The organism is Actinomadura physcomitrii, assembly GCF_008923205.2.
Taxonomy (GTDB): Bacteria; Actinomycetota; Actinomycetes; order Streptosporangiales; family Streptosporangiaceae; genus Spirillospora; species Spirillospora physcomitrii.
Map to the genome: position 1 here is coordinate 75337 of NZ_WBMS02000031.1, position 19532 is coordinate 94868.

The 19532-nt window shown below is 70.9% G+C and carries 20 protein-coding genes; 16 read left to right on the forward strand and 4 right to left on the reverse strand.

Annotation, left to right across the window (positions count from 1 at the left end; genetic code table 11):
* Positions 1–5: 5 nt before the first annotated feature.
* From F8568_RS31755 to F8568_RS31770, 4 genes are read left to right on the forward strand one after another with little or no spacing between them, the layout of a single operon-like run.
* Positions 6–905 carry a transporter substrate-binding domain-containing protein gene (locus F8568_RS31755; RefSeq protein ID WP_160573831.1) on the forward strand — a complete coding sequence of 300 codons (900 nt, stop codon included), beginning with the start codon at positions 6–8 and terminating at the stop codon, positions 903–905.
* Positions 902–1864: an amino acid ABC transporter permease gene (locus tag F8568_RS31760; protein WP_151597378.1), complete on the forward strand. Its 963-nt coding sequence runs from the start codon at positions 902–904 to the stop codon at positions 1862–1864. The genes F8568_RS31755 and F8568_RS31760 overlap by 4 nt, the downstream gene beginning before the upstream one ends.
* Positions 1861–2616 carry an amino acid ABC transporter ATP-binding protein gene (locus F8568_RS31765; protein WP_151597379.1) on the forward strand — a complete coding sequence of 252 codons (756 nt, stop codon included), beginning with the start codon at positions 1861–1863 and terminating at the stop codon, positions 2614–2616. The genes F8568_RS31760 and F8568_RS31765 overlap by 4 nt, the downstream gene beginning before the upstream one ends.
* A 5-nt stretch (positions 2617–2621) precedes the next feature.
* Positions 2622–4685, forward strand: coding sequence for an acetate--CoA ligase family protein (locus tag F8568_RS31770; RefSeq protein WP_160573832.1), 2064 nt, complete (start codon positions 2622–2624; stop codon positions 4683–4685).
* Between the two features lie 55 nt (positions 4686–4740).
* On the opposite strand, the gene F8568_RS31775 is transcribed toward F8568_RS31770, so the two are convergent.
* The gene (locus tag F8568_RS31775) at positions 4741–5637 is read right to left on the reverse strand and encodes a LysR substrate-binding domain-containing protein (RefSeq protein WP_151597381.1); all 897 of its coding nucleotides are present in this window, start codon (positions 5635–5637) and stop codon (positions 4741–4743) included.
* Between the two features lie 84 nt (positions 5638–5721).
* On the opposite strand from F8568_RS31775, the gene F8568_RS31780 reads away from it, so the two are divergent.
* The 4 genes from F8568_RS31780 to F8568_RS31795 are packed head-to-tail and all read left to right on the forward strand — an operon-like array spanning position 5722 to position 10137.
* Positions 5722–6891 (forward strand): acyl-CoA dehydrogenase family protein, encoded by a 1170-nt coding sequence (locus F8568_RS31780; RefSeq protein ID WP_151597382.1) that lies wholly within the window; start codon positions 5722–5724, stop codon positions 6889–6891.
* Positions 6892–6946: 55 nt separating this feature from the next.
* The gene (gene fabG / locus F8568_RS31785) at positions 6947–7687 is read left to right on the forward strand and encodes a 3-oxoacyl-ACP reductase FabG (protein WP_151597383.1); all 741 of its coding nucleotides are present in this window, start codon (positions 6947–6949) and stop codon (positions 7685–7687) included.
* 42 nt (positions 7688–7729) lie between these two features.
* Positions 7730–8944, forward strand: coding sequence for an acetyl-CoA C-acetyltransferase (locus F8568_RS31790; protein WP_151597384.1), 1215 nt, complete (start codon positions 7730–7732; stop codon positions 8942–8944).
* Positions 8941–10137: an acyl-CoA dehydrogenase family protein gene (locus F8568_RS31795; protein WP_151597385.1), complete on the forward strand. Its 1197-nt coding sequence runs from the start codon at positions 8941–8943 to the stop codon at positions 10135–10137. Before F8568_RS31790 ends, F8568_RS31795 begins: the two co-directional genes overlap by 4 nt.
* Positions 10138–10194: 57 nt before the next feature.
* On the opposite strand, the gene F8568_RS31800 is transcribed toward F8568_RS31795, so the two are convergent.
* Positions 10195–11007 carry a mycofactocin-coupled SDR family oxidoreductase gene (locus F8568_RS31800; protein WP_151597386.1) on the reverse strand — a complete coding sequence of 271 codons (813 nt, stop codon included), beginning with the start codon at positions 11005–11007 and terminating at the stop codon, positions 10195–10197.
* Between the two features lie 158 nt (positions 11008–11165).
* Between F8568_RS31800 and F8568_RS47115 the strand changes: the two genes are divergently transcribed.
* The 4 genes from F8568_RS47115 to F8568_RS31815 all read left to right on the forward strand — a co-directional run bounded on the left by F8568_RS47115 (position 11166) and on the right by F8568_RS31815 (position 13296).
* Positions 11166–11471 carry a hypothetical protein gene (locus F8568_RS47115; protein ID WP_202125603.1) on the forward strand — a complete coding sequence of 102 codons (306 nt, stop codon included), beginning with the start codon at positions 11166–11168 and terminating at the stop codon, positions 11469–11471.
* 145 nt (positions 11472–11616) lie between these two features.
* Positions 11617–11868: an AMP-binding enzyme gene (locus F8568_RS50705; protein ID WP_328601114.1), complete on the forward strand. Its 252-nt coding sequence runs from the start codon at positions 11617–11619 to the stop codon at positions 11866–11868.
* A gap of 55 nt (positions 11869–11923) precedes the next feature.
* Positions 11924–12376 (forward strand): MaoC family dehydratase, encoded by a 453-nt coding sequence (locus F8568_RS31810; protein WP_151597387.1) that lies wholly within the window; start codon positions 11924–11926, stop codon positions 12374–12376.
* A gap of 80 nt (positions 12377–12456) precedes the next feature.
* Positions 12457–13296 carry a FadR/GntR family transcriptional regulator gene (locus tag F8568_RS31815; RefSeq protein ID WP_202125598.1) on the forward strand — a complete coding sequence of 280 codons (840 nt, stop codon included), beginning with the start codon at positions 12457–12459 and terminating at the stop codon, positions 13294–13296.
* A 102-nt stretch (positions 13297–13398) separates the two neighbouring features.
* On the opposite strand, the gene F8568_RS31820 is transcribed toward F8568_RS31815, so the two are convergent.
* Together F8568_RS31820 and F8568_RS31825 are read right to left on the reverse strand one after the other, a co-directional pair.
* Positions 13399–14457, reverse strand: coding sequence for a hypothetical protein (locus tag F8568_RS31820; RefSeq protein WP_151597388.1), 1059 nt, complete (start codon positions 14455–14457; stop codon positions 13399–13401).
* A gap of 55 nt (positions 14458–14512) precedes the next feature.
* Positions 14513–15346, reverse strand: a complete 834-nt coding sequence (locus F8568_RS31825) for a crotonase/enoyl-CoA hydratase family protein (protein WP_151597389.1) — start codon at positions 15344–15346, stop codon at positions 14513–14515.
* 234 nt (positions 15347–15580) lie between these two features.
* Between F8568_RS31825 and F8568_RS31830 the strand changes: the two genes are divergently transcribed.
* Genes F8568_RS31830 through F8568_RS31845 form a run of 4 tightly spaced genes read left to right on the forward strand, consistent with a single transcriptional unit; the run spans position 15581 to position 19401 of the window.
* Positions 15581–17980, forward strand: a complete 2400-nt coding sequence (locus tag F8568_RS31830; RefSeq protein WP_160573833.1) for a sensor histidine kinase — start codon at positions 15581–15583, stop codon at positions 17978–17980.
* A complete protein-coding gene (locus tag F8568_RS31835; protein ID WP_151597391.1) occupies positions 17977–18423 on the forward strand; it encodes a roadblock/LC7 domain-containing protein in 447 nt (148 codons plus the stop codon). Before F8568_RS31830 ends, F8568_RS31835 begins: the two co-directional genes overlap by 4 nt.
* Complete coding sequence (locus F8568_RS31840; protein WP_328601115.1) at positions 18420–18806, forward strand: DUF742 domain-containing protein; 387 nt, start codon at positions 18420–18422, stop codon at positions 18804–18806. The genes F8568_RS31835 and F8568_RS31840 overlap by 4 nt, the downstream gene beginning before the upstream one ends.
* Entirely contained in the window at positions 18787–19401 is a 615-nt protein-coding gene (locus F8568_RS31845; protein WP_151597392.1) for a GTP-binding protein, read from the forward strand. Before F8568_RS31840 ends, F8568_RS31845 begins: the two co-directional genes overlap by 20 nt.
* Positions 19402–19532: the final 131 nt, after the last annotated feature.

A 19532-nucleotide genomic window follows, 5' to 3' on the forward strand; every position in this document is an offset into this window, starting at 1 on the left:
CCGCTGTGAAGACTCGCCTGCTCACATTGGCACTGGGAACCAGCATGGCGCTGCTCACCGCATGCGGAGGCGGGACCTCCGACAAGGCCGGGAAGAGCACCACGCTGCCGTCGGCCGATCCGGCCCTGGTGAAGCTGGTGCCCCATGACATCCGGTCCGCGGGGGTCGTCAAGGGCGCAAGCTCGTTCACCACTCCGCCCCTGTACACCTTCGCGGACGACGGGAAGACGCCGAGCGGCGTCCTGGTCCAGCTCGTGGACAACGCCGCGGCCCTGCTGGGGCTGAAGGTCTCGTGGAGCCAGATCCCCTACGCGGGCATCGTTCCGGCTTTGAACAGCGGCAAGGCCGACCTGAGCGGGTCGCAGTTCTCGTCCACGGCCGCGAACCTGCAGGCGGCGAACATCCTGTCGATCTACAAGAACACCGTGGGCCTGAGCGTGCTCGCCAAGAACAAGGGAACCTACGGCGATCTGACGGGAGCGTGCGGCAAGACCTTCGCGGTCATCCGCGGGTCGTCGATCGAGGCGCCCGCGCTCGCGAAGATCGATGCGGCGTGCCGTAGCGCCGGCCGGCCCGCCGCGCGCTCGGCCGCCTACGCCGGCGCGGCGGACGCCTACACCGCGGTGCGGTCCGGGCGGGTCGACGGCTTCCTGGACTCCCTGGCGCCCGCGAACGAGGTCACGGAGCGGACCAAGGGCGTGTTCGCGGTCGCTTTCGCGGGGCGCTTCGACGTCTACGACTCCGGCTTCGCGATCGCCAAGCGCCGGCCGGATCTCGCCAAGGCCTTCGCCGCCGCGTTCGACGCCTCCCTCAAGAACGGCTCGTACCAGAAGATCATGGCCCGCTGGAAGATGCCGCAGGTGCTGTACGCGTCGAAGGCGCAGCTCAACGTGGAGGAGAAGTGACACCGCCGTCCGCCGCCGAGGGCGGTGATGCGGTCGTGGAGCGCCCTGCGGCCGCGGAGCCCGCGTCGCGTCCGGAACTGCCCGACGACCTGGCGCGCGGCTTCCCGATCGGACAGGCGATCGGATGGGTCGTCCTCGTGGCGTTCGTCGCGTGGCTGCTCTGGCTGTTCCTGGACAACCCGAACCTGGACATGGCGGTGGTCCGCCACAACCTGTTCAACGCCAACATCCTGAAGGGGCTCCGCAACACCCTGATGTTCGCGGTCTGCGCCGAGATCGCCGGGCTGGTGATCGGCGTGATCGTGGGTTTCGGCCGGCTGAGCGCCGTCCGGGTCTTCCGGACCGCGGCATGGCTCTACGTCTGGGTCTTCCGCAGCACACCGCTCGTCGTGCAGATCCTGCTCTGGGGCAACCTCGCCCTGCTCCTGCCGAAGCTGGGCGTCGGGCCCTGGCACACGGAGACCAACCAGGTCATGACGCCGTTCGTCGCGGGTGTGACGGCCTTGGCCCTGCACGAAGCGGCCTACATCGCCGAGATCGTCCGGTCGGGCGTCACATCCGTCCCCGAGGGGCAGCGCGAGGCCGCGGCGGCCCTCGGCCTGAGCTGGTGGGTGACGCAGCGCAGGCTCATCCTCCCGCAGGCCCTGCGGGTGATGATCCCGCCCGCCGGCAGCGCCTTCGTGCTGCTGCTGAAGTCGACCTCCCTCGTCGTGGTGATCTCGGGCGGGGACCTGCTCACCGAGGCCCAGAACATCGCGTCCGTCAACATGCACACGATCGAACTGCTGCTCGTGGCGACGCTCTGGTTCCTCCTCGTCACCAGCGTCGCGGCCGTCGGGCAGCGATACCTCGAAAGGCGCTACGACCGGCAGAACCGCCGGGAACCGGTCCGCGGACCCCGGTGGCCGCTCGGTCACCTCGGACGCGGCACGTCACGGAAGGCGGGAGCCCGGGCATGAGCCGCGTCGATCTCTGGGGCGTCGAACTGAGCTACGGGACGGAACAGGTGCTGAAGGGCGTCGATCTGTCCGTCGCGGACGGCGAGGTCGTCTGCGTGATCGGGCCGTCGGGCGCGGGCAAGAGCACCCTGCTGCGCCTCGTCAACGCGCTCCTGCTGCCCGACCGCGGGCACGTGCTCCTCGATGGCGAACTCGTCGGGCGGCGGGCGCGCGGCGGGAGGCTGCACGCGATGCCCGAGCGCGATGTCCGCGTCCAGCGCAAGAAGATCGGCATGGTCTTCCAGAAGTTCGAGCTCTTCCCCCACATGACCGTCATGCAGAACCTGTGCCTCGCACCCGTCATCCACAAGGACCTGACGCCCGCCCAGGCGCGTGAACGCGCGACGGCGCTGCTCGCCCGGGTGGGACTGGCGGACAAGCACGACAGCTACCCGGGGCGCCTGTCCGGCGGGCAGCAGCAGCGGGTCGCGATCGCCAGGGCCCTCATGCCGGACCCGGGCGTCCTGCTCTTCGACGAACCCACGTCGGCCCTCGACCCGGAACTGGTCGGCGAGGTCCTGTCGGTGATGCGCGAGCTGGCGAGCGAGGGCATCACGATGATCATCGTCACCCACGAACTGCGCTTCGCGCGGGACGTCGCCGACCGGATCGTCTTCATGGACGGCGGCGTGGTCGTCGAGGAGGGCGTCCCCGCGGAGGTCCTCGACCGGCCGCGGAGCGAGCGCGTCCGGACCTTCCTGGAGAGGGTGTGAGGCACGTGACCGCGGATCTGGACCCGTTCTTCTTCCCCCGCCGCATCGGCCTGCTCGGATACTCGTCCAATCCCGCCCGGTGGGGCAACCGGCTGCTCGACACGGTGGCCCGCGGAGGGTTCGAGGGGGAGATCGTCGCGGTCCGTCCCCGCATCCGGCCCGAGGGCCTCGCGTCGGTCGACCGCCTGGACGAGCGTCCTCTGGACCTGCTCGTCATCGCGATTCCGGCGGAGCAGGTGCCGGACGCCGTCGCCGAGGCCCGCGAGGCGGGTGTGCGCGCCGTGCTGATCATCTCGGCCGGCTTCGCCGAGGTCGGGGCCGCCGGCCGTGACCTCCAGCGGCGGGTGGTGGAGGCCGCGGGCGACATGCCGGTGATGGGGCCCAACTGCCTCGGCATCGTGAGCGGACCGGCGAGCCTGCGGCTCTCGGTCAACTCGCACCTGTCCGCCCGGACTCGGCCCGTGGCCGGACCGGTGGCCGTCCTCAGCCAGAGCGGAGCGGTCGGCCATGTGCTCGCGGGCGAACTCGATGCCCGGGGCGTGGGGTGGTCCTTCTACGTGAGCACCGGGAACGAGGCGGTTCTGGGGCTGGGCGAACTGGGCGCCTACCTTCTGCGCCGGCCCGAGGTGCGGACCCTCGTCCTGTACGTGGAGTCCCTGCACGATGTCGAGGGCTACCGGCGGCTGGGACGGATCGCCGCGGCGCTCGGCAAGGCCGTCGTCGTCCTCAAGACCGGGATCTCCGAGTCGTCGCAGCGGGCGGCCCTCTCCCACACGGCCGCCGTCGCCGGCGACTTCCTTCTCTTCGAAGGCCTGAGCGGCGCGGAGGGCATCACCGTCGTCCGGGACGAGGAGGAGCTCGTCGAGGCGGCCTACGCCGCGTTCGCCCCCGCCGTCCTCCCCGAGCGCACGCGGCTCGGAGTGGTGACCGTCTCCGGCGGTATCGGGGCCCTCATCGCGGACCAAGTCGCGGGCGCCGGCGGTGTCGTACCGGCGCTGGGCGAGGGCACGCAGGGGCTGCTCCGGGAGGTGTACGCCGGGCTGGCCTCGACCGCGAACCCGGTGGATCTGTCTGGAACGTTCCCGGTCGAGGCGGGATCGATCAGCGCACTGCTGGACGTCCTCGACGCGGCTCCGGAGGTCGACGCGATCATCTTTGGATTCGCCCACGGCGAGCAGTACCTCGAAACGTTCGGCAAGGTGCTGGAGCATCTCGGCACGCTCCGCAAACCGGCGTGGTTCGTGTGGAGCGGCGGAGCCGTCACCGGCCTGGAGACCGCGGGCCCGACCGGACGGCTCTTCGACGGGGTGCCCCGCTTCGCCCGGATGTTCCGGACCCTGCCGCGGCGGCGGGCCGCGATCGGCTCGTCCCCACTGCCCGAGGGGCCCACCGCTCCCCTCCTCGACGCGGTGTCCGAGGCGCGGCGCCGCGACGTCACCGTGCTCACCGAACGGATCGTCAGCCCCCTGCTGGCGGGCTTGGGCATTCCCTCTCCCCGCATGGCGTGGGCCGAGTCGCCGGACGCGCTGGGCGCCGCGGTGTCCGAGGAGGCACTGCCGGGACCATGGGTGCTCAAGGTCGACGACCCCGGCCTGCCGCACCGGGCGAAACTCGGACTGGTCAAGCTCGGCCTCGCGACCGCAGAGGAACTCCGCGCCGCCGCCGAGGAGATGGCGCGCGTCTGCCGGACGCTCGACGACCCGCCGAGCGCTCCCGCCTTCGTCGTGCAGCACCAGGAGCAGGGGGTGGCGGAGTTCAGCGTGGGAGCGGTCAGGGATCCGGTGTTCGGCCCCATGATCGTGGTGGGTCCCGGCGGAGGCGCCGTGGAGGGGGACGGCGAGCGCGCCGCCTCGCCGGTCCCGTTGACCCCGCGAGGCGTCGCGGACCTGCACCGGGCCGCCGAGAGCAACGCCGGTGCCCCGGTGGATCCGGCCGCCTTCGCCGCGATCGTCGAGGGGGTCGCCGCGGTCCTGCGGATCGAGGAGGTCGCCGAACTGGACCTCAATCCGGTGATGGTGGTCGGCGGGGGCGGCCTCGTCGCCGTCGACAGCCTCCTCGTGATCGCGTGAGCCGGGGCGGGACCGACCCGGCGTGCCGGGGCTTCGGGCCCGCCTCCCGCTCGGTTCACGCCACGGTGGGGAACACCTCTTCGGAGATCTCGAGCACGTTGGTCAGCGCCGGGTCGCGGTCGCGGGTGCGCCACAGGAGGTAGCCGTAGACGGGCGGGATCTCCTCGGCGAGCGGGACGATCTCCACTCCTTCCAGCGTCATCTGCGCGAGCGCCGAGTCGGTGGTGAAGTGCAGCCCGACGCCGGCCGCGACGAGGGCGACGCACGTCCACGAGTCGGGCGCGCTCTGCACGATGTCCGGGGTGAAGCCCGCGGCGCGGCAGCCGTTGACGAACATCGCGCGCACGGCGGAGCCGACGGCTTCGGGCAGCGTGATGAACGGTTCGCCGCGCAGGTCGGCGAACGACACCGACCCCGCCCGCGCGACGGGGTGGCTCGATGGGACGGCGAGGACGCCGCGTTCGCGGGCCACGACCCGGCTGTCGACTCCCGGAGGCGCGTGCTCGAAGCGGGCGATGGCCAGGTCGGTGGTGTGCTCGACCAGTTCGCGCACCACGGTCGGCCCGTAGCGGCCGGGGCGGAAGGCGAGGTCGATGCGTTCGTGGCGCTCGCGCACCGCGCGTGCGAGCTTGCCGACCATGGCCTGGGAAGCGGGTCCGGCGAAGCTGAACCGCACGCGGCCGGCGGCGCCGCGGTGCGCCGCCTCGACGTCCGCGCGGGCCTGCTCCTCCATGCGCAGAAGCGCGGCCGCCGGCTCCACCAGGGCCTGCCCGGCGGGGGTGAGCGCGACCCGCCGCGTCGTGCGCTCGAACAGGGGGGTGCCCAGGTCCGCTTCCAGAGCGCGGATCGTGCGGCTGAGGTAGGGCTGGGCGAGGTGGAGGCGCTCGGCGGCGCGGCCGAAGTGCAGTTCCTCGGCGACCGCCTGGAACACCTGGAGCTGAGTGAAGTCCACCTGTCCTATTGTATCTCCAGATGAAACAATCAAGTGACTATTGGTATTGGACATGCATCAGAGGGGGGCGGACAATCGATGGTCATGAGTGAGAAGGTCGGCGACGAGGACTTCGCGGAGATCCTGGCCCAGGTGCGGCGGTTCGTCCGGGACGACGTGGTGCCGCGGGAGAACGAGATCATGGCCACCGACCGGATCCCCGACGATCTGCGCGCCGCCGCAGCGGGCATGGGCCTTTTCGGTTACGCCATCCCGCAGGAGTGGGGCGGGCTCGGGCTGAACCTGAGCCAGGACGTCGAGCTGGCGATGGAGTTCGGGTACACCACCCTGGCGCTGCGGTCGATGTTCGGCACCAACAACGGGATCGCGGGTCAGGTGCTGGTGGGCTTCGGCACCGATGAGCAGAAGAAGCAGTGGCTGGAGCGCATCGCGTCCGGTGAGGTCGTCGCCTCGTTCGCGCTCACCGAGCCGGGCGCCGGGTCGAACCCCGCCGGGCTGCGCACCCGCGCCCGCCGCGACGGCGACGACTGGGTCATCGACGGGCAGAAGCGCTTCATCACCAACGCGCCGCTCGCCGGCCTGTTCGTCGTGTTCGCGCGCACCCGCGAGCCGGGGCCGGACGGGCCCGGCATCGCGGTGTTCCTGGTGCCGGCCGACGCGCCCGGGGTCGGTGTAGGCCCGAAGGACGCGAAGATGGGGCAGGAGGGCGCCTGGACCTCCGACGTCACGTTCGACTCGGTGCGCGTCCCCGGCTCGGCGCTGGTGGGCGGTTCCGAGGAGGTCGGCTACCGGGCGGCGATGACGTCGCTGGCCCGCGGGCGCGTCCACATCGCCGCGCTCGCCGTCGGCTGCGCGCAGCGCGCGCTTGACGAGTCGGTCGCCTACGCCGAGGCCAACACCCAGGGCGGCGTCCCCATCGGCGACCACCAGCTGGTGCAGGCGATGCTCGCCGACCAGTACACCGGCGTCGCGGCGGGCCGTGCTCTGGTCCGGGACGCCGCCGCGGCCTACGACTCGGGGGCGGACCGGCGCGTGGCGCCGTCGGCGGCCAAGCTGTACTGCACCGAGATGGCCGGCCGTGTCGCCGACCTGGCGGTGCAGGTGCACGGTGGCACCGGTTACATGCGCGAGGTGCCGGTCGAGCGGATCTACCGCGACGTCCGCCTGCTGCGGCTGTACGAGGGCACCAGCGAGATCCAGCGCCTGATCATCGGCGGGTCGCTGGTCCGGGCGCAGCGCAAGGCGCGGTCCTGACGCCGGAACCCCGCAGGGGACCGGACGTCCGATGGAGACGATGAGGAGAACGACGATGACCTTGTTGGAAGGGCGTACCGCCGTGGTCACCGGCGGGGCGCAGGGGATCGGGTTCGCGATCGCCGAGTGCTTCGTCGCTCAGGGCGCCCGGGTAGTGCTGGGCGACCTGGACCTCGAGGCGACACGGGACGCCGTGAAGCGGCTCGGCGGTGACGGCGTGGCAGAGGCGGTCCGCTGCGACGTGACCGTCGCGGACGACGTGGACGCGCTGCTGGCCCGCGCGGTCGAGGCGTTCGGCTCGCTGGACGTGATGGTCAACAACGCCGGCATCACCCGGGACGCCACGATGCGCACGATGTCGGAGGACGCGTTCGACCAGGTGATCAACGTGCATCTCAAGGGCACGTGGAACGGGACCCGCAAGGCCGCGGCGATCATGCGCGAGCGCAAGTCGGGGGCGATCGTCAACATCTCGTCGCTGTCCGGCAAGGTCGGGATGGTGGGCCAGACCAATTACTCGGCCGCCAAGGCCGGGATCGTCGGGTTGACGAAGGCGGCGGCCAAGGAGATGGCCCACCACGGCGTCCGCGTCAACGCCGTCCAGCCGGGACTGATCCGCTCGGCGATGACCGAGGCGATGCCCGCCAAGGCGTGGGACCAGAAGATGAGCGAGATCCCGATGGGCCGCGCGGGGGAGGTCGCCGAGGTCGCGAACGTCGTGTTGTTCCTGGCGAGCGACCTGTCGTCCTACATGACCGGGACGGTGCTCGAAGTGACCGGGGGGCGGTTCATGTGAGCGCGGGCATCGGAAGGCACGAGCAACGGAAGGCGGCACGTCATGCGTGAGGTCGTGATCTGTGAACCGGTCCGCACCCCGATCGGCCGCTACGGTGGCGCTCTGAAGTCGCTCGGTGCCGCCGAACTGGGTGAGATCGCCCTGCGCGGCCTGCTGGAGCGGACGGGGCTCTCCCCGGACGCCGTCGAGGACGTCATCGTCGGGAACTGCTACCCCAGCAGCGAGGCCCCCGCGATCGGCCGGGTCGTGGCGCTGAACGCGGGTCTGCCGGTGAGCGTGCCCGGCATGCAGGTCGACCGCCGCTGCGGCTCCGGGCTGCAGTCGGTGATCCAGGCCGGCATGCAGGTGAGCACCGGCGTCAACGAGCTCGTGGTCGCGGGCGGCGCGGAGAGCATGAGCAACGTGCCGTTCTACTCGGCCGAGATGCGCTGGGGCGTCAAGGGCGCAGGCGTGACCCTGCACGACGGCCTCGCTCGCGGACGCGTCACCGCGGGCGGACGGGACTACCCGGTGCCCGGCGGCATGCTGGAGACGGCCGAGAACCTGCGCCGCGAGTACGGCATCTCCCGCGTCGAGCAGGACGAGCTCGCCCTGACCTCGCACAAGCGGGCGGTCGCCGCACAGCGATCCGGCGTGTTCGCCGAGGAGATCGTCCCGGTCACGGTCCGGACCCGCAAGGGGGAGACGGTCGTCGACACCGACGAGCACCCTCGCGCCGACGCCTCTCTTGACACGCTGGGCGGGCTGAGGCCGGTGCTGCGCAAGCAGGATCCCGAGGCCACGGTCACCGCGGGCAACGCCAGCGGGCAGAACGACGCGGCGGCGATGTGCGTCGTCACCCACCGCGAGCGGGCGGAGGCCCTGGGGCTGCGGCCCCTGGTGCGGCTGGTGTCGTGGGCGGTCGCCGGCGTGCCGCCCGCGACGATGGGCATCGGCCCAGTGCCCGCCTCGCAGGCCGCGCTGGACCGCGCCGGGCTCAAGATCTCCGACATCGACCTGATCGAGCTCAACGAGGCCTTCGCCGCCCAGGTGCTTGCCTGCACCCGGGAATGGCACTTCGGTTCGGCCGACTTCGAACGCCTCAACGTGCACGGCTCGGGGATCTCCCTCGGCCACCCCGTCGGCGCGACCGGCACGCGGATCCTCGCGACGCTCTCCCGGGAGATGCACCGCCGGCAGTCCCGCTACGGTCTGGAGACGATGTGCATCGGCGGCGGCCAGGGCCTCGCCGCGATCTTCGAGCGGGTCGCCGAATGACCCGCCTCGCCCAGACCGCCGGGCTCACCGAGGTCCAGCAGGACATCCTGGCGGCGGTCCGCGACTTCGTGGACAAGGAGATCATTCCGAACGCGCAGGCGCTCGAGCACGCCGACGAGTACCCGGCCGACATCGTCGCCGGCATGAAGGAGATGGGCCTGTTCGGCCTGACCATCCCGGAGGAGTACGGCGGGCTGGGCGAGTCGCTGCTGACCTACGCGCTGGTGGTCGAGCAGATCGCCCGCGGCTGGATGAGCGTCTCCGGAGTGATCAACACCCACTTCATCGTCGCGCACATGATCAGGCAGCACGGCACGCCCGAGCAGAAGCGCACGTACCTGCCGCGGATGGCCACCGGCGAGGTCCGCGGCTCGTTCTCGATGTCCGAGCCCGACCTCGGCTCCGACGTCGCGGCGATCAAGACCCGCGCGCGCCGGGACGGCGACGCCTACGTGGTCGACGGCGCGAAGATGTGGCTGACCAACGGCGGCAGCTCCAACCTGATCGCCCTGCTGGCCCGCACCGACGAGGGCGCCGCCAAGGCGCACCAGAACCTGACCGCGTTCCTGGTCGAGAAGCCGGAGGGGTTCGGCGAGGTGCTCCCGGGCCTGACCATCCCCGGCAAGATCGACAAGATGGGCTACAAGGGCGTCGACACCACCGAGGCGATCTTCGACGGGTTCCGCGTCGACGCCGGCCAGGTCCTCGGCGACGCGCCCGGCCGGGGCTTCGCGTTCATGATGGACGGCGTCGAGGTCGGCCGCGTCAACGTCGCCGCCCGCGCCTGCGGCATCGCCATCCGCTCCTTCGAGCTCGCCGCCGCCTACGCCCAGCAGCGCAGAACGTTCGGCAAGCCGCTCGCCGAACACCAGGCCATCGCCTTCAAGCTGGCGGAGATGGCCACCAAGGTCGAGGCGGCCCACCTGATGATGGTCAACGCCGCACGGCTGAAGGACTCCGGCGAGCGCAACGACGTCGAGGCGGGCATGGCCAAGCTGCTCGCCAGCGAGTACTGCGCCGAGGTCACCCAGGAGGCGTTCCGCATCCACGGCGGCTACGGCTACTCCAAGGAGTACGAGATCGAGAGGCTGATGCGCGAGGCGCCCTTCCTGCTCATCGGCGAGGGCACCAGCGAGATCCAGAAGATGATCATCAGCCGCGGCCTGCTGAACGAGTACCGGCCGCCCGCCTGAGCCCCCGCCGGACGCGGAGCCGCCCCGCCCCGGACAGGGGGCGGCTCCGCCCCGGCGTCAGATCTTCGTGGCGCCCATGTCCAGGGTGAGCTGCGTGCCGGTGACGGTCCGGGACAGGTCGGACGCGAGCCACAGCACACCGTCGGAGATGTCGTCCGGCTCGGCGAGGGGGATCGCGGGGAGGGCGGCGGCGAACGACGCCGTGTACGACGGGTGGTCGCCGAGGACCTTCTCGACGTTCGCGTCCTCGCCCATGGGGGTCCGCACCCCCCACGGGTGCACGGAGTTGACGCGGATCCCGTACTCGCCCAGCTCGATGGCCGCGGCCTTCGTCAGCCCGACGACGCCGTGCTTGGCGGCGCTGTAGTGGCCCTGCCCGGGAAGGGACTTGATCCCCGCGACCGAGCTCACCGTGATGATCGACCCTCCGTTACCCGCCTGGATCATGAAGGGCACCGCGGCTCTGAGCGTCCGCCACACCCCGGTCAGGTTGATGTCGATGAGCGTCTGCCACTGCTCCTCTCCCATCTCCCAGAACCGTCCCCAGTTGCAGATGCCCGCGTTGGCGACGACGACGTCGAGACGGCCTCCCAGTTGTTCGACGCCCTCCCTGAGGACCGCGTCGAGCGCCGCGGAGTCCCGCACGTCGGCCTGGCGGACGACCACCGGCCGTCCCTCCGCCTTTACGAGCCGGGCCGTCTCCTCCAGGTCCGCCGCTGAGGACGCGGGATAGCCGTTGTCCTGCGATGTGGGCGCGCATACGTCCACCGCGATGACCGCCGCGCCCTCGCGAGCCAGGCGGACGGCATGACTGCGCCCCTGTCCCCGGGCCGCTCCGGTGATGAACGCGACTCTGCCTTCGAGCAGCATGGTCCTCCCGTCCGTCCGCGCCAGACCTGTTCGGGCTGACCGGACTCTTGGTCGAGAACCGCTAGTATAGATGTAATATTGAACTGTTTATTCGCGTCAGGTCTACGGGCAGGGGCGCCATGGCCAGCGCACTCGTCCCGTACGGAGGTCGACCACCGATGAGCGAGCACAGCGCATCCGACGAGGCGGCCCATCGGCAGGTGTTTTCGAGAGGAGCCGCGATCGTCCCGATCAAGGCACCAAGAGGTGACGGAGACGAGGGCATCACCTGGACACCGGACGGGGCGCGGTTCGCCGGCCTCGCCCCGCACCTCGCCGCAATGCTCGCGGCGACGGTCGACCGCACACCGCACGCCGAAGCCATTGTGGATCTCGGGACGGGGCGGCGGCTGGACTACGCGGGCCTCTGGGAGGAGTCGCGCGCCGTCGGGCCGGCCCGACGCGACGGCCCGGACCCTCCGTGACGGCTGGCTGCACACCGGAGACCTGGTAGGCGTCGACGCCCGCGGCCGGGTGAGGATTCTCGACCGCCGCACCGACCTCATCAAACCGCGGCGGCGAGAACGTCTACAGCGTCGAGGTCGAAAGGGTGCTCGCCGCCCACCCGCGGTGGAGGAGGTCGCGGTCGTCGGCGTGCCGGACGCGATGATGGGGCAGAAGGTCGGCGCGGTCGTCGTGCTCCGTCCCGGCGAGGCGGTGCGGCCCGGCGAGATCATCGGGCCGGCCGGGGAGCGGCTGGCCGACTTCAAAATCCCGCAGTACGTCGTGCTGCAGCGAGAGCCCCTTCCGCGCAATGCCGCGGGCAAGGTCGACAAGGCCCTACTGCGCGCCCGGTCCGACTGGGGGCCCGTTCTCCGCTGACCGCCGACGACCGAAGTCCCACCCCGACATGCACCACCGACCGAACGGAGTGATCATGCGCGTATTCAGGAGCATCGAGGACCTTCGCGCCGCCGAGGGCGACGTCCTCGGCACCAGCGACTGGCTGGCGATCGACCAGAAGCGGATCGACGGGTTCGCCGACGCGACCGGCGATCACCAGTGGATCCATGTCGATCCGGAGCGCGCCGCCTCCGGCCCGTTCGGCGGCACGATCGCCCACGGCTACCTCACGCTCTCCCTGCTACCGTACTTCGCGTCGCAGAACTACCGCATCGAGGGTGCGCGCATGTCGGTCAACTACGGCCTGAACAAGGTGCGGTTCGTCAGCCCCGTCCGCGTCGGCTCGCGCCTGCGCGGGACCACCGAGCTGCTCGAGGTCGCCGACCTGGACACGGGCGCCCAGCTGCGGTTCCGGACCACCATCGAACTGGAAGGCTCCGAGAAGCCCGCCTGCGTGGCGGAGACGCTGAGCCGCCAGTACTTCTGAGCGGTCGCCGGCGGCGCGCCCCGCGCGATGGTGACCTCCTAAAAAGATAACCTATTTAATTCTTCTGATATCATCGGCTCATGGCAGCCGAAGCTGGGGCGTCCCCCGCGAAGCCCGACGGGGAGCAGACGATCGCGGCCGGATCCGGGACGGGGCCGGCGGGCTCCGCGCGACTCGGCCAGCGTGTCCGCGTGCCCAAGATGGCCGAACTCGTGGCGGCCCAGCTCCGTCGCAAGATCGTCCGTGGTGAGCTGGCGGGGGGCGAGGCGCTCCCCGCCGAGACCACCCTGATGGAGGAGTTCTCGGTCTCCCGGCCGACACTGCGCGAGGCCTTCCGGGTGCTGGAGTCCGAGGCGCTGATCAGCATCCGGCGCGGCGCCCGAGGGGGCGCCCGGGTCCAGGTGCCGCGCGGAGAGGTGGCGGCCCGGTACGCGGGCCTGGTCCTGGAGCACCGCGGTACGACGCTCCAGGACCTGTACGAAGCGCGCCACCTGATCGAGGCCCCGTGCGCCGGGCTCCTCGCCCGGTGCGCGACCGACGACGACATCGCCCGGCTGAACGAGGCCGTCCGCGATGCGGAGCGCCTCATCGACGACCCGCCGGCCTTCATCCGCGCCCACATGCAGTTCCACGCCCTGGTGGTCGATCTCTCCGGCAACGAGACCATGCGGGTGCTCAACGGGATGGTGCGGCACATCATCGATCAGGCGAACTGGTCGCACGTGGATCTCGACGCCGGGAGCCCGGAGAACCTCGTCGCCAACCGGAAGGGCTTCCGCGCGCACGTGCGGCTGGTGGAGCTCGTCTCGGCGCGGCAGCCGGAGGACGCCGAGGAACTGTGGCGCTTCCACCTCCAGGAGGCGGGGAAGTACCTGCTCAACAACAAGTCGATGACCACGGTCCTCGACCTGCTGGGCTGAGCGACTCCGGCGACACCGGCGACACCACGGCGCCCCGGGACCGGCCGGCCCCGGGGCGCCGTGGTCGTCAGCGTCCCCGCGTCCTCGGCGGAACGCCCGAGGTCATCGGTCGCTCCTACGGGAGTCGCCGTTCCCGGGGACGGTCTCGCCCCATGCCATCCAGGCGTCGATGTCGCGCTTCTCGTCGCGGCGGCGGATGCGGCCCTCCTGCTGCGGGTTGGGGATCGGGCCGAGCTCCATACGGCCGCGTGGATCGGGTTCGCAGATCCACGCCTCGCCGTCGAGGGTGTAGTCCAGACCGTCGTGCCAGTAGCCCTCGGAGTTCCTGCTGACGGTCGCGTCCATCCGCTTCGCGACCTGTACGCGGCCGTCGCTGCAGGCGACGACGCCTACATGGAAGTCGTCCTGCCCGAAGAGGAAGTGGCCGACCTCCGTCGTACCGTCGGCGTACCGGTTGGCCCACGAGTACCACGTCGTGTAGCGGACGTCGTGGAGAGGGTCCTTGGAGACGTACAGCCGTGCTCTGGGATACATGTAGGCCTCCTCCCAGAACAGGAAGCCGCGCACGTCGCGGCCGAGGACGGTGCCGCTGACCTCCCAGGTCTGGGTGAGATAGAGGAGGGCCGCGTCCGCCCCGGGCAGGAACCACTGGAGAGCGGGGCAGGCCAGCGCGCCGTGGAGGGCGACGGTGCCCTCTTCGGCATAGGCCAGCCTCTCGGGGGAGAGGCTCAGGTCGAAGCTCCGGCCGGGAGCGCCGCCCGCCGACCGGAAACGCACCCCGCCGGGCACGCAGTCGCGGAGGACCCGCCGGCTGTCCACCGCGTCCTTGGGTTCGCGCCGGATGCGCAGGGCGCCGGCTCCGTCATGGGTGGACATGATGATCAGCTTGCCGGAGAGCGCCTTCTTCGTATCCGCGCCCTCGGCGGCGGAGGAGTCCGGCGGCGGTACCCGGCGCATGAGCGAGACGATGTCGCCCGTCTCGACGTCGCGCACCGTTCCCCAGAGGTATCCGGCCTCGCGGACCAGGCCCAGGATCGCGCCGTCGGACGTCCATTGGCCGGGGTCGATCGTCCGGCCGGACGCCAGGGCCCGTCCGGCGAAGCCGCCGGCGGGGGTTCCGAGTTCCGCGAAGTGCCGCGGACCGGTGGTTTCGGAAGTCATCGGCTCGTGCTCCTGTCCAACTGCCGGTCGGTTTCCTGTCCGTGCTGAGTGATCGTCACGGTCGCTTCATGCTTTCCAGACGGGTGCGGACCGCTTCGCGCTGGAGCGGGCTGCCCACGTTCCGCTCCATGAAGTCCCGCTCGGCCCGGAAGCCCGCCTTCATGGCCTCCGCGTCCCATGCGCGGTTGAGCAGGCTCTTCGCCGCACGGACCGCGTCGGAATTGCGCCGGGCGATGGTGTTCGCCATCGCGAGCGCCTCGGCCCGCGGATCCGGGCAGACGCGCGTGGCCAGCCCGATGCGCACGGCCTCCTCGCCGGTGACCTTCCGGGCCGTGAGGGCCAGCTCCTTGGCGACGTCCAGCCCGACGAGACGGGGCAGGATCTGCGTCCCGCACATGTCCGGCGTCAGCCCCCAGTCCATCTCCAGGACGCCCAGGCGCGCGTCGGCGGAGACCAGGCGGATGTCGGCGCCGAGCGCGATCTGGAGCCCGCCTCCCAGCGCGAACCCGTGGACGGCGGCGATGACCGGTACCTCCAGGGCCTGCCACACCCAGACCGCCTTCTGCCCTCGCGGCAGGACGAGGCCCGGGACGCCGAAGTCGTCGCGGGGAGCGGCCGGGGTTTCCTGACCGTCGGCCTGCGCCACCGCCTCCGGCCGCCAGGGCTCGGCGTCGGCCTGGGCCCGGAAGGCGGTGAAGTCGAGTCCCGCGCAGAACGCGCGGCCCGCACCCGACAGCACGACCGCGCGGAGGCCGGGCTCGTCCAGCAGGCGCTCCCCGACGGCGATGAGCTGAGCGAACATCGCGTCGTTGAGGGCGTTGAGCTGGTCCGGCCGGTTCAGCCGGACGTCGGCGACGCCGTCCGACACCTCACAGAGCACACAGTCCATGACTCTCCAATAGATAGACATTTAAGCTTATTCAGCTCAACTAACGGTGTCGACAGAGCTCCTGACATTTTCTGATTGCTGCTGGTCACAGCTCTCATGGCGCGGCGGTGGCGTACGGTGCCGGGTCTGAGGTGGTCGCCGCAGCGCGGAACCTTAGCTGCATAGCTAGATCTAACTAGATAAAATAAGTAAGATCTATGATCTATGTCACGGCAGTCCGTCGAGGGTGAGTGCATGGCGAAGAGAGATCAAGGCCAGGGGTCCCATCACCGGCCGCAGGCGCAGCCGGTCCGGCGAAGGATCGCGTTGCTGCTGGCGATGCCGCTCATCGCCCTGTTGTCGCTCTGGGGGTTCGCCGCGGTCACGACGGCGTCCGCCGCGCTCCAGCGGTACCACTACTCCACGATGTACAAGCGCATCGGGTTGCCGGTGAGCGTCGTGACCGCCGCCGTCCAGGGCGAGCGGACCGCCGCGGCCTCCGTGGCGGGACATCCGACGGGCGCGGCGGTGCAGGGCTTCCAGGAGCAGACGCGCAAGACCGACGCCGCCCTGGCCGCTTTCCGCAAGTCCGCCTTCTCGTCGGACGCTCAGGGAGCCCTCGACGGCGTGACGAAGCAGCGGCTCCGCTCGATCGACAAGGCGTTCTCCGGGCTCGCCGCCCTGCGTTCCCGGGTCGGCTCGGCGACACCGCTCCAGATCATCACCGGGTACGACCAGGTCACCGAGACCGCCATTCCGCTGCTCGGCATGATGGTCAACGTCGATGACATCTCCGTCTACCAGCAGAGCCGCGCCCTGATCGACGCCTACTGGGCCGAGGAGTTCATCCTCCGGGAGGACGCGCTGATGGCCTCGGTCGCGACCACCGGCAGGCTGAGCGGGAGCGAGTACACCGCCTTCGTCACCTGGTCGGGGAACCGCGCCCAGTCCTTCGCCCTCAGCCGCGCCGGCTCGTCGGGGCACGCGAACGAGATCCTCGGCACGCTGGAACGCTCTCCCGAGTACAACGCGGTTCTCAAGCTCGAGAACGACGTCGTGCGGAGGCGGTCCGCTTCGAACGCCTCCGCATGGCCGCGGACCACCGCGACCCTGGCGGATCTGTGGCTGCGCATCAGCCAGAAGGCCGCCGCCGTCGTCGACCGTGAGCAGGTGCATCCGGTCGCCCAGCGGATCACCACCCGGCTCCTGATCGTCTGCGGTCTCGGCCTGCTGGTCGTGGTGGTCTCGGTGGTCCTGTCGATCGTGCTGGCCCGGGGCCTGGCAGCCGAGCTCAGAAGGCTTCAGCAGGTCGCCCGGCACATGGCCCATGAGCGGTTGCCGCAGGTCGTCGGGAGGCTCAGGCGCGGTGAACCGGTGGACGTGGAGGAGGAGGTGCCCGCGCCTCCCGCCGCCAGAACCAGCGAGATCGTGGACCTCGCCGACGCGTTCGTCGCGGTCCAGCGGACGGCGATCACGACGGCGGTGGGGGAGGCGGAGCTCAGGAGCAGCATCAGCCAGGTGTTCGTCAACCTGTCGTGGCGGAGCCAGTCGCTGCTCCACCGCCAGCTCAGGCTGCTGGACGCCATGGAGGGCAAGGCGTCCAGTCCCGAGGAGCTGGAGGACCTGTTCCGTCTCGACCACCTCACGACACGGATGCGGCGCCATGCCGAGGGCCTCGTCATCCTCTCGGGCTCACCGACGGTCCGGGCCTGGGACCACCCGGTCCTGGCGGAGGACGTGGTGCGTTCGGCGATCTCCGAGGTGGAGGATTACACGCGGGTGGAGGTGGTCGGCTCTCCGCCGGCCGCGATCAGCGGAGACGTGGTCGCCGACATCATCCACCTGCTCGCCGAGCTGATCGAGAACGCGACCACCTTCTCGCCGCCCGCCACCGAGGTGACCGTGAAGGTCGAGTCCGTCGCCGCCGGACTCGCCGTCGAAGTGGTGGACCGGGGGGTCGGCATCCATCCGCTGCAGCGCGCCGCGCTCAACGAACGGCTGGCCCAGAGCCTGGACTTCGACCTGGCCGACACCGACCGCCTCGGCCTCTTCGTCGTCGCCCGGCTGGCCGCCCAACACGCGATCAAGGTCTCCCTCCACCAGTCGCCGTACGGCGGTACGAGCGCGATCGTGCTCATTCCCGCCGGCCTGCTGGCCTCGGGTGACGACGAGCGCGCCCTCACCGGGCAGGGGCCGGGGACCGGCGGCGGACACCGGCCGCGGGCCTTGGCGGCCACCGCGAAGACGAACGGGAGCGCGGCGCCGAAGACGAACGGGAACGCGGCGCCGCAGCGACTCGGCCGGCCGATCCGGCCCGCGAGCCAGGCGTCGGCCCCGGATCCCGTACCGCCGGCGCCCGCGCCCGCGCCGTTCCCGGATGCTCCGCCGGCCGCGGCCGGCGCGGACGACCAGGATCCGCTGTCCAGTGAGATCACCGGAGTCCTACCGCAACGCGTACGGCAGCGCCATCTGGCGCCCCAGCTCAGGCAGCCGAGCCGCGGGGCCCACGCGAAGGGCGGCGCCGAGCCGGACGACTTCGACGAACCGGACCCCGATCTGAGCCGTGGGCTCATGTCCTCGCTGCAGGAGGGTTGGCTGCGGGGCAGGGAGGACGACGAGATCAATGACCGCAACGACGGGCAGGAAGACGAATGAAGTCGCAAGCTCACGCAACCGGGCAGCTCGACTGGCTGCTTGAGGACCTGGTGCGGCGGGTCGCCGAGGTGCGGCAGGCCGTCCTGCTCTCCCGCGACGGCCTCGTCATGGGCGCCTCGGAGAGCCTCACGCGGGAGGACGCCGAGTTCCTCGCGGCGATGGCGGCGGGCTTCTTCAGCCTGGCGAACGGCGCCCGTGAGCATTTCGGCGCCGACCGGGTCCGGCAGACCGTCGTCGAGCTCGACGGCCTGCTGTTCTTCGTGATGCCGGCGGGGCACGGCAGCTGCCTCGCCGTCCTGAGCGAGAGCGGAGGCAACGCGGGCCTCGTCGCCTACGAGACCACGATGCTGATCAAACGGCTGAGACTTCAGATCGGCGCGGCCCCTCGCGGCTCCGCCGAGGCCGGGACCCCGACGTCGCCGGGGTCGGCCGGAGTCGGGTGAGCCTCGTGGTGGACGAGCCCAGAGAACGCATGGTCGGCAGGGAGGCGGGGCCGATCATCCGCCCCTACGCGGTGACGCGCGGGCGGACGCGCCCGCGCGGTGCCCCGCTGGACCTGGTCACGCTCTTGGCCGCCACGGGGAACGCGCCGGACGATCCCCCGGCCCTCTCCAGTCCTCAGCGGCGGCTGCTCGAGCTCTGCAGGAGGCCGTCGACCCCGGCCGACCTCGCCTCCGAGACCGGACTTCCGCTGCGCGTCGTGCAGATCCTGCTCGACGACCTGCGGCAGCACCGCCTGATCCAGGAGTTGCTCCCCCCGACAACGTCCGAACGTCCCGACCCCCGACTCCTAATGAGAGTGCTCGATGAACTTCGCCGCCTCTGATGCGGATCCCCACCTGCCCGGTACCGGCACGCGGACCGAAGACCTGCCCCTGCACACGTTGAAGATCCTCGTGGCGGGTGGATTCGGGGTCGGCAAGACGACGCTCGTCGGCGCCGTGAGCGAGGTGCGCCCGCTGCGGACCGAGGAGACCCTGACCGATGCGAGCACCGGCGTCGACGACCTGAGCGGGGTAGAGAGCAAGTCGACGACCACCGTGGCCATGGACTTCGGCCGCATCACGATGTCGGGCGGCGTCCGGCTCTACCTGTTCGGCACTCCCGGCCAGGAGCGCTTCTGGTTCATGTGGGACCAGATCTCCTACGGCGCGGTCGGCGCGATCGTGCTCGCCGACACCCGGCGGCTCGCCACCAGCTTCGCCTCGGTCGACTACTTCGAGCGGCGCGGAATTCCCTTCGTGATCGCGGCCAACTGCTTCGAGCACGCGCGCCGCTACACGACGGGCGAGATCCGCAAGGCCATGGACGTCGACCCCGACGTTCCGGTGATGCTCTGCGACGTGCGCCGGCGCGAGGCGGTCAAGGGGGTGCTGGTGACCCTCGTCGAGCACTCCCTTCGCTTCTCCGATGCCCGGTAGCCGGGTACCGGCGCGCCGAGCGCCCGGAACCGGCTTCCCGGGTCCGGGCCATTGACACCAGAAGCGGCCCGGTCTAGCTTGCTAATCAGCTAAATCTTTCAGTTTTAACAGCTGATTTAGTTCTCCGGGCC